8 protein-coding genes are annotated in these 5,948 nt (G+C 64.2%); 1 reads left to right on the forward strand and 7 read right to left on the reverse strand.

Annotated features, from left to right (window positions below):
• The 5 genes from QZ522_RS17110 to mgtE all read right to left on the reverse strand — a co-directional run.
• Window positions 1-257, reverse strand: a 257-nt coding sequence (locus QZ522_RS17110) for an EamA family transporter (protein WP_294614424.1), incomplete at its 3' end; no start/stop codon positions are given.
• Complete coding sequence (locus tag QZ522_RS17115; protein WP_294614427.1) at window positions 254-1,066, reverse strand: TIGR00282 family metallophosphoesterase; 813 nt, start codon at window positions 1,064-1,066, stop codon at window positions 254-256. The genes QZ522_RS17110 and QZ522_RS17115, both read right to left, overlap by 4 nt.
• A 121-nt stretch (window positions 1,067-1,187) precedes the next feature.
• A complete protein-coding gene (locus QZ522_RS17120) occupies window positions 1,188-1,661 on the reverse strand; it encodes an OsmC family protein (RefSeq protein WP_294614430.1) in 474 nt (157 codons plus the stop codon).
• Window positions 1,645-2,214, reverse strand: coding sequence for a 5-formyltetrahydrofolate cyclo-ligase (locus QZ522_RS17125; protein WP_294614433.1), 570 nt, complete (start codon window positions 2,212-2,214; stop codon window positions 1,645-1,647). The genes QZ522_RS17120 and QZ522_RS17125 overlap by 17 nt, the downstream gene beginning before the upstream one ends.
• Window positions 2,211-3,602, reverse strand: a complete 1,392-nt coding sequence (gene mgtE, locus QZ522_RS17130; protein ID WP_294614436.1) for a magnesium transporter — start codon at window positions 3,600-3,602, stop codon at window positions 2,211-2,213. The genes QZ522_RS17125 and mgtE overlap by 4 nt, the downstream gene beginning before the upstream one ends.
• Window positions 3,603-3,738: 136 nt before the next feature.
• Here mgtE and guaD point away from each other — a divergent pair, with 136 nt between their 5' ends.
• A complete protein-coding gene (gene guaD, locus QZ522_RS17135) occupies window positions 3,739-5,025 on the forward strand; it encodes a guanine deaminase (RefSeq protein WP_294614439.1) in 1,287 nt (428 codons plus the stop codon).
• Window positions 5,026-5,099: 74 nt separating this feature from the next.
• Here guaD and QZ522_RS17140 read toward each other — a convergent pair whose 3' ends face one another.
• Window positions 5,100-5,558 carry a CAP domain-containing protein gene (locus tag QZ522_RS17140; RefSeq protein WP_294614442.1) on the reverse strand — a complete coding sequence of 153 codons (459 nt, stop codon included), beginning with the start codon at window positions 5,556-5,558 and terminating at the stop codon, window positions 5,100-5,102.
• A 33-nt stretch (window positions 5,559-5,591) separates the two neighbouring features.
• A partial coding sequence (locus tag QZ522_RS17145; protein WP_294614443.1) for an amidohydrolase family protein occupies window positions 5,592-5,948 on the reverse strand: 357 nt, incomplete at its 5' end.

The raw sequence follows: 5,948 nt of genomic DNA on the forward strand, positions 1-5,948 counted from the left end.
AAAAATACATCCGGCAGCACCGCGCCGAACAGGGCAACCATGGCAAACAACCGCCAATAGGCGCGCCCCAGTTCAAGCCGCCTGCCGCGCGCAAGGGTGACGGCGCCAAGCACCAGCACGCTGATCACCAATTGCCAGAAGATCAGGCCAAAGGGCTGATGTCCGGTGCTGACCGCGATCTTGGCAAGCGCGACCGACAGGCCCCAGCCCGCCCCTATCGCAATCAGCGCCAGCGTCAGACCGGCGCGCGCGCTCACGGGCCTGATTGCTCCAGGCGCCCGCCCTGACGCACCATCGAGATCTTGATGGCCTTGCCGGTCTTGTCATCGGTCTCGATATAGACGCCGGACACGGTGGCCGGGCCAAGCGCCGGGGTGAACCGTTCCTTGCCCATACCGGTCACGAAACGGCGCATCGGTTCGGTCTTTTCCATGCCAATGACGCTAAGGTAATCGCCGCACATGCCCGCATCGCCCAGAAAGGCGGTGCCGCCCGGCAGGATCTGGGCATCGGCGGTCGGGATATGGGTGTGGGTGCCGACCACAAGACTGGCACGGCCATCGCAGAAATGCCCGACGGCCATCTTTTCCGAGGTCGCCTCGCAATGGATTTCGACAATCGCCGCCTGTACCGCCCCACCGGGGGGATGGGCGCGCAGCACCTCGTCGATGGTCGAAAACGGATCATCGAACGGGCGCTTCATGAACACCTGACCAAGCACCTGCGCCACAAGAACCTTGCGGCCGCGCCCGTCGGTGAACACCCGGTGCCCGCGCCCCGGCGCCCCCTTGGCAAAGTTCAGCGGCCGGATGATGCGGGGGTCATTGCCGATCGCCTGAAGCATGTCCTTTTGATCGAACGCATGATCGCCCAGCGTGACGCAATCCGCCCCCGCCTCGAACAGCCCACGGGCATGGGCACCCGTCAGCCCCATTCCGCCCGAGGCGTTCTCGCCATTGACCACAACGAAGTCCAGCCGCCACTCTACGCGCAGGCGCGGCAGGGTTTCGGCCACCGCCGCGCGTCCCGCACGGCCCATCACATCGCCTAAAAACAGTATTTTCATGCTGTCGGTGTTATTGGCGCAAGCCGCCAAGGGCAAGGCTCAAACCGCATATGGCCGCTGTTATGGCGCAGGCAGGACGCCTCCGGCGGGAGTATTTGCACCAAGAAGAAGGGGCGACGCGTCATGCCCTGATCCGGTAGCGGGCGTCATAGCTTACCGGAAAGTTGATCGACCGGGCAATGAAGCAGGTCTTGTGGACCTCGCCGTGCAGGGCGTCGGCCGTTTTGAGATCGGTCCCAGCGGGCACGGTGATCGAGGGGCGCAGCGTGGCGCGCAGGAAACGGCTGGCGCCGGTGGAATCGGTTTCACCCACCCCAAGCGGATCGTCCTGATAGGCATGAACCACGATACCGGCGTCGCTGGCCAGATGCAGGAACCACAGCATGTGACAGGCGCTGAGCGCCGCTATCAGCATGTCTTCGGGGTTATGCAGGGTTGGATCGCCCCCCAGGAGCGGATCATTGGAGCAGCGGATCACCGGTTTGCCCGGGGTCTCGACGTTCCAGGTGCGATCGTAGCCTTTGTAATGCGCCGTGCCCTCGCCCCGGTTTCCGGTCCAGACGACGCGGGCGGTATAATCATGCTCGCGGGCCAAACTCGATCACCTCGTTTTCCGTGACCACCATGTCAAGTGGCTGGTCGGTGGGTTCCAGCGGCAGCATCGTATCCTCCTGCGCGGAATAGGCAAAGCCAATCGCCAGTGTCGGGCGCTGCGCGCGCAGCAGTTCGAGCGTGCGGTCGTAGAACCCGCCGCCATAGCCAAGCCGCCCGCCCTGCCGGTCAAAGGCCACCAGCGGCACGATCAGGATTTCAGGCGTGATGAAGTCGTCCTCGGCCGGGATCATCGCACCGAACGGCCCCTCGCGCAGGGCGCAATCCGGATGCCAGCGGGAGAATTTGAGAGGCAGGCCAAGGCGCTGGATCACCGGCACGCAGACCGGGCCATGCGCCGCCGCCTCCTGCATGGCAGGCAGGGGGTCAATCTCGGAGCGGATCGCCATATAGGCAGAGAGAGGCACCCCGCGATAGCCCGCGAGAACGCTTGAAAGCAGCGCCGCCTCGGCAAGCGGGCGCGCCGCATGGGCCGCCGCACGGCGCGCGAACGCGGCCTTGCGCGCGGCCGCCTTGATTTCAGTCAGATCGGTCATACCAAAAACACCGCAGCCAGTCCCAGGAAGGCAAAGAAGCCGACAACATCGGTGACCGTGGTCACGAAGGTCCCCGAGCCAAGCGCCGGATCAATGCCCATGCGGTCCATCAAAACCGGAATCGCCGAGCCCGCAAGCCCGGCAACGACCAGATTGATCACCATCGCGGCGGCGATCACATAGCCAAGTTCCGGCCCGCCGAACCACACGATGCCGACGACCCCCATGGTAAAGGCAAAGATCAGCCCGTTGATCATCCCGACCATGATTTCGCGCCGCAGCACCCGCCAGACGTTCGAGCCGGTCAAATCCTTGGTGGCAAGCGCGCGCACCGCCACGGTAAGGCTTTGGGTGGCTGCATTGCCACCCATCGAGGCAACGATCGGCATCAGGACGGCGAGTGCGACGATTTGGGAAATCGTTGCCTCGAACTGGGCGATCACCAGCGAGGCCAGCACCGCCGTTGCCAGGTTCACCGCCAGCCAGGGGAAACGCCGCTTGGTGGTCTCGATCACGCTGTCGTTCAGACCGCCCTCGCCGACACCGGCGAGGCGCATGATGTCTTCTTCGTGCTCCTCGTCGAGCACCGCCATGGCGTCGTCGATGGTGATCACCCCGACAAGACGGTCATCCTCATCGACCACGGGGGCCGAGATCAGATGATACTGGTTGAACATATAGGCCACGTCGCCCTCGTCGCGGGTGACGCGGATGGTGTGAAAGGTCTCTTCCACCAGATCCATGAGCGGCGTTTCACGGCGTGCCGCCATGATTCGGCCAAGCGTGACATTGCCGACCGGGTGCAGGCGCGGATCGACAAGGATGATGTGATAGAACTGCTCGGGCAGTTCCTCGACATTGCGCATATAGTCGATGGCGTCGCCCACGCTCCAGTGTTCGGGCGCCATCACCACTTCGCGCTGCATCAGGCGGCCGGCGGAATATTCCGGATAGGTCAGCGATTGCTGGACGGCGATCCTGTCGCTGTCTTCCAGCGCGCTCAGGATCGTAGCCTGCTGGAGATCCTCAAGGTCCTCGACCAGATCGACGACATCGTCGGAATCCAGTTCGCGCACGGCGTCGGCCAGAACCTCGGGCGTCAGCAGGCCAATCACCTCTTCGCGGATCGATTCGTCAAGTTCCGACAGGATGTCGCCGTCGAACTCGCGGCCATAAAGCTCGATCAGGCCACGGCGGTCGCCACTGCTGATCTGTTCAAGAAGGTCGGCGATGTCGGCCGCGTGCAGCGGTTCCATCTCGGACACAAGCAGATCGCGATCACCGGCATCGACCGCCTCGATGATCCGCGCCACCGCCTGTTTGTTCAGCGGGTAATCGTCGTCCTCGCGCTCGCTCTCGGGGTCGCGGTCATAGTCATGCTCTGCCATTTCACGTCCCCCTGTCGCACATTGGGGGCAGGATTAAAGAAGCAGCTTCGGGAAAACAATGACAATAGGCCGATTTACCCCGATTGCAGGCGGCCCTATCCTGAAATTCAACAGTTTCGCAACCAGAGCAGGCCCCATGCCCCCCGAGACACTTGTTACCGGTCAGATCCTGAGCTTTGCGGCCTCGCCATTCGGCACCCCAACGCCCGGCGACGCGGCGGAGGTGCATGAGGCGGTCTTGATCCGCGACGGCAAGATTGCGGCGCTTGGCCAGGCGGCTGCGCTCTCTGCACAGGCCCCACAGGCGCAGCGCGTCGATTTGGGCGATGCCTTGATCTGTGCGGGGTTTGTCGATGCGCATGTGCACTATCCGCAAACCGCGATGATCGCCAGCTGGGGCAAGCGGCTTATTGACTGGCTGAATGCCTATACCTTTCCCGAGGAAATGCGCTTTGGCGACCCCGGATATGCGCGCGGGATTGCCGACCGGTATTTCGACCTGACGCTGGCCAATGGCACCACGACCTGCGTCAGCTATTGCACGGTCCACCCGGCCAGCGTCACCGCCTTTTTCGAGGCGGCACAGGCGCGCAGGGTGCGGGCGGTGGCGGGCAAGACCTGCATGGATCGCAACGCCCCGGCCGACCTGTGTGATACGGCGCAATCGGCCTATGACCAAAGCAAGGCGCTGTTGGAAAGCTGGCACGGGGTTGATCGGTTGTCCTATGCAATCACCCCCCGGTTTTCGCCGACCTCGACCCGTGATCAGCTTGCCGCCCTCGGCGCGCTCTGGGGCGAACATCCCGATTGCCTGATGCAGACCCACCTGAGCGAACAAACCGACGAGATCGCCTGGGTCAGATCCCTCTACCCGGAGGCACGCGATTATCTCGATACCTATGAGGCCCACGGGCTTTTGGGTGCGCGCGGGCTTTATGGCCACGCGATCCACCTTGAGCCGCGCGAACGGGATCGCCTACGCGAGGTGGGCGCGGCACTCATTCATTGCCCGACCTCGAATACCTTCATCGGCTCGGGCCTTTTTGACATGGCCGCACGCATGGCCGAGGGACAGCGCGTCGGCCTCGCCACCGATACCGGCGGCGGCTCAAGCTTTTCGATGCTGCGCACCATGGCCGCCGCCTATGAAATCGGCCAGCTTACCGGCACCGCCCTGCATCCCGCACAGCTTTTGTGGCTGGCAACCGCCGGCTCGGCCGAGGCGCTTCACATGGGCGGGCAGATTGGCAATATTGCACCGGGAATGGAGGCCGACCTTGTCGCGCTTGACCTCGCCTCGACCCCGGCCATCGCACAGCGCAGCGCCCGCGCCAACGATATATGGGAGGCGCTGTTTCCGACCATCATGATGGGCGATGATCGCGCAGTGAAACGGGTCTGGATCGCAGGCGTGCCGATCTGAGGTCGTGTCAGGCTCTTGCCTGCTCGCCCGCCCGGGGCCGCCTGTCAGGGCGAATCAGCCCGCCCGACCGGCCGCTAACAGCCCGACCGCCCCAGCACCATCACCCAAAGTTGCCCGGGTCCGCGCACCAGGCCGAACTCGACCGCGCTTTCATGCAGCATGTTGCGCCTGTGCTCCGGAGAAGCCATCCAGTCGCGCAATACCTCGTCCAGCGTATCCTGCCCCTTGGCGATATTCTCGGTCACGAAACAGAACCGATATTTCTGGCGCCGCACCCGATCACCGATGCTGCTGCCATTGGCGCCGGTGTGGCTGAAATAGCCCTTCTTGCCCATGTCACCCGCATGCGCCGCAGCCGCCCGCGTCAGCGCGGGCGACACCACAACCGCGCCGCGCCCACTCTGCGCCCGCTGAGCGTTGACCCAGTCAAGCGAGGCCTGCCCCAGATCCGCGACCTGCGCGTTCGCCGGAGACATGGCGCCACCCAAGGCCAGCATAAGGGCAATTAGGCGCGCCTGAGAAAATCCCCGCATCAAAGCCCCCTTTCAAATTGACCTCGCGCCAGCCTAGCCCTCTGCCAATGCCCGCGCCAGCCGGTTCTGCTGAGCGACGATCCCCGGCAGTTCCATGCTTGTCAGCTGACTGTCGCGCACCACCTGACGCCCCTCGACAAAGAGGTCGCGCACCCGTCTCGGCCCGGCCAGCACAAGCGCGGCGGGGTCCCAGCTTCCGGCGCTTTCAAGGCCGCGCGCATCCCAGATCGCGATATCGGCGCGCTTGCCGACTGCGATCTGGCCGCAATCCGATCGCCCCAGAACCTCGGCCCCGCCGCGTGTTGCAATCTCAAGTGCCTCGCGGGCGCTCATCGCGTCTGCGCCCTGGCTGACCCGTTGCAACAACATGGCTTGCCTTGCCTCAAGCAC

Origin of the sequence: uncultured Roseovarius sp. (assembly GCF_913054395.1) — a bacterium.
Taxonomy (GTDB): Bacteria; Pseudomonadota; Alphaproteobacteria; order Rhodobacterales; family Rhodobacteraceae; genus Roseovarius.

Bases quoted from the DNA above. Each gene is read 5' to 3' on its own strand.
- QZ522_RS17115 (WP_294614427.1), bottom strand. From the start codon at position 1,066: ATGAAAATACTGTTTTTAGGCGATGTGATGGGCCGTGCGGGACGCGCG.
- QZ522_RS17125 (WP_294614433.1), bottom strand. From the start codon at position 2,214: ATGACCGATCTGACTGAAATCAAGGCGGCCGCGCGCAAGGCCGCGTTC.
- mgtE (WP_294614436.1), bottom strand. From the start codon at position 3,602: ATGGCAGAGCATGACTATGACCGCGACCCCGAGAGCGAGCGCGAGGAC.
- guaD (WP_294614439.1), top strand. From the start codon at position 3,739: ATGCCCCCCGAGACACTTGTTACCGGTCAGATCCTGAGCTTTGCGGCC.
- QZ522_RS17140 (WP_294614442.1), bottom strand. From the start codon at position 5,558: ATGCGGGGATTTTCTCAGGCGCGCCTAATTGCCCTTATGCTGGCCTTG.